This window comes from Frankia sp. CpI1-P (genome assembly GCF_001421075.1).
Lineage (GTDB): Bacteria > Actinomycetota > Actinomycetes > Frankiales > Frankiaceae > Frankia > Frankia torreyi.
Genome location: NZ_LJJX01000088.1, coordinates 1 through 3,030, shown reverse-complemented (window position 1 = coordinate 3,030; position 3,030 = coordinate 1). Strand labels below are relative to the sequence as shown.

1 protein-coding gene and 1 pseudogene are annotated in these 3,030 nt (G+C 71.6%); both read left to right on the top strand.

Annotated features, from left to right (window positions below; translation table 11 throughout):
• Positions 1–87 precede the first annotated feature (87 nt).
• The gene (locus tag FF86_RS29675) at positions 88–798 is read left to right on the top strand and encodes an IS6 family transposase (protein WP_044888550.1); all 711 of its coding nucleotides are present in this window, start codon (positions 88–90) and stop codon (positions 796–798) included.
• Positions 799–853: 55 nt separating this feature from the next.
• Positions 854–1,105: pseudogene (locus FF86_RS29670) on the top strand (recombinase family protein); the annotation flags it as partial.
• Positions 1,106–3,030 lie beyond the last annotated feature (1,925 nt).

Sequence of the window (3,030 nt, the reverse complement as noted above, 5' to 3'; positions counted from 1 at the left end):
GGGATCAGGTGGTCGTCCCCGCCCGCGGGGTCTGTTGCATTGGTGAAGTCCGTGGTCTCGGCGACTCCTACCCAGGGTGATCGATTCATGTGTCGGCGTGCCGTCCAGCCATCGGTTCCGGTCTCGGAGTTCGTCGGGTTCCGGTTCCCACCCGAGGTGATCGTCTTGGCTGTCCGCTGGTACCTGCGGTACAGCCTGTCCTACCGCGACGTCGAGGAGCTGCTCGCGGAACGCGGCATCACCGTCGATCACGTCACGATCTACCGCTGGGTCCAGCGGTTCACTCCGCTGCTCGTCGAGGCTGCCCGGCCGTGCCGACACAGCCCTGGAGACAGGTGGTTCGTCGACGAGACCCACGTCAAGGTCGCCGGCCGGTGGACCTCCCTGTACCGGGCGATCGACCAGATCGGGCAGGTCATCGACGTCCTCGCCGCCGAACGGCGTGACCTGGCCCCGACCCGACGGTTCTTCACCCGAGCCCTGTCCCACAGCCGGAAACCAGCCGAGGCGACCACCGACCGGGCACCCGCCTATCCCCGTGCCCTCGATGAACAACTGCCCACCGCCGGCCACGTCGACGTCGCCCGAGCGAACAACCGGATCGAATCCGACCACAGCCGACTCACAGCCCGGCTCCGCCCGATGCGCGGACTGAAACACCTGCGCTCCGCCCAGACGATCAGCTCCGGACATGCGCTGATCCAGAACATCCGCCGCGGACACTGCGAACTCGGCACTGACACCGACCCACGACTCCGACTGACGACCGGCTTCGCCGAGCTCACCCTCGCGATCTGATCACCGACTCGGCAGGAACAGCCATGTCTAATCGCCCACAATGCAACAGACCCTTGGCGAGGACTCGCCGATGGCGACGCTGCTGCTGTCCGTCATGGGCGCGTTCGCCGAGTTCGAACGCGCCCTGATCCTCGAGCGCCAACGCGAGGGCATCGCCGCCGCCAAGCAACGCGGCGTCTACACCGGCCGCAAACCCGCCCTCACCGGCGAGCAGGCCCGGGACCTGGTCGCGCGGGCCGCTGCCGGAGAGCGGAAATCCGACCTGGCCCGCGCGTTCGGGATCAGCCGCGAAACCGTCTACAGCTAGCTGCGGACCGCGGACGTCGCCGCTCCCGCCAGCTGAGCAGGACGGTGGCGAGGCGGATGAGGGCGGCTCTGAAAGAGACAGAAGTTCGGACGGTCACCCGACCACCCCCGCCCGCGGCCCGCCGCGCGGACGGGGGCGGAGAGGTCGGGCTGTGCTCGTGGTCCCGGCCGGGGCGGGTTCTGCCTGCCCCGGCCGGGTGTGAGGGGTTAGTGGTGGAGGAGCCAGTCGACGAGGGCGCGGGTGGCGCCGGAGAGCACGGCAGTGAGCAGGTTGCGGGTCAGCCGCAGGTCGGGGTGGGGGGTCATCGGGTCCTCCAGGGGTGCGGCGGGGTGAGGGGCGCCGGCCGGCGTGAGGACCACGTTCGGTGAGTATGGGGGCGGTGTGCGTGGCGGTGGACGGACACGGAGAATCAGGGGGCGATACCGCTGGCGGGGGCGGGGTGTCCACCGTCGTGCAGTGGACAGCGGGTGGACACACGGGGGTGTGATGACCGAGGCGACGCCCGGGCCGGTCGCGGAGATCTGCAGGATGCTCAAACGGCTGCAGGACCAGGCCCGGATCTCCGCAGACGTGTTGGCGACGAAGATCGGGTACAGCCGCTCCCACGTGTACAACATCCGCAACGGGCAGATCACCCGGCCGCCGGACGAGACATTAGCCGAGGCGTGGATTCGGGCCTGCGCTCACAGCGAGAGCGCCGCGGCCGCAGCGGTGCAGGAGTTCCGCGAGCTGGCCGCGGAGCATCACCGCCAGCGCCGCCGGGACCAGGAGAACCCGCCACCGCCACCGCCACCGCCACCGCCGGCCCCGCCGGCCTCCCGTAGCGAGCCGGTCGACGGGCCGCGGGTGGGAGACGCTGATCCGTTCCTGCTGGGGGTGCACGAGCCGATCCGCGTGGACGGGGCGGCGCCGCGCGGCCTGCCGGACTATGTGGCCCGCGACGTCGACCAGGCGGGAGACGGGGTACGTGCCCGACTGGAGGCAATGGCACAGCGGGGTGGTTTCCTGCTGCTGGTCGGGGAGTCGTCGGTGGGCAAGACCCGCACCGCCTACGAGGCTGTGCGCGCCGCGTGCGGGGACTGGCCGCTGCTGCATCCGGGCAGCGCCGCCGAGCTGAACACGCTTGCCGCCGCGGGGCCGGGACGGCGGCTGGTGGTGTGGCTGGACGAGTTGCAGACCTACCTGGACACCGATCCGGCGCTGAACGCCGGAACCGTGCGGGCGCTGCTGCGTGCCCCCGAGCCGGTGGTGCTGGTGGGAACCATCTGGCCGAGTTTCCGCGACACCTACCAGCAGCAGCCCCCCGTGGGGGCGGCGGATCCGTGGCGGGCAGCCCGGGAGGTGCTGCGCCTGACCGAACAGGTCCCCCTCCCCTCGGACTTCTCGACGGCGGAGTCCCGCCGCGCCCACACCGCCGCCGAGGGCGATCGGCGCATCGCCGCCTGTCTCACCCTCGACAGCGCCTTCAGCCTTCCCCGGCATCTCGCCGCCGCCCCCCAACTACTCGACCAGTGGAAGACCGCCCCGCCCTACGCGAAAGCGGTCCTGACCGCGGCCCTCGACGCCTACCNCCTCGGTGCCCGCGCCCCCCTGCCCGCCGGGCTGCTGCGCGCCGCCGCCGTCGACTACTGCACTCCCCGCGAGCAGGCCGACGCTCCCGCGGACTGGTTCGAACAGGCCCTCGCCCACACCACCCGCCGTCTGCACGGCGCCACCAGCACCCTTACGCCCGTGGGCGCCGGCATGGGAACGCTCACCGGCTACACCCCCGCCGACTACCTGCGCCAACACGCCACCCGCACCCGCCGCCACCTCCGCCCACCCGCAAGCCTGTGGACCGCCCTACGCGACCACCTCACCGACCCCGACGACATCACCCGCATCGCCCACACCGCCACCGACCGCCGCATCTACACCGTGGCCGT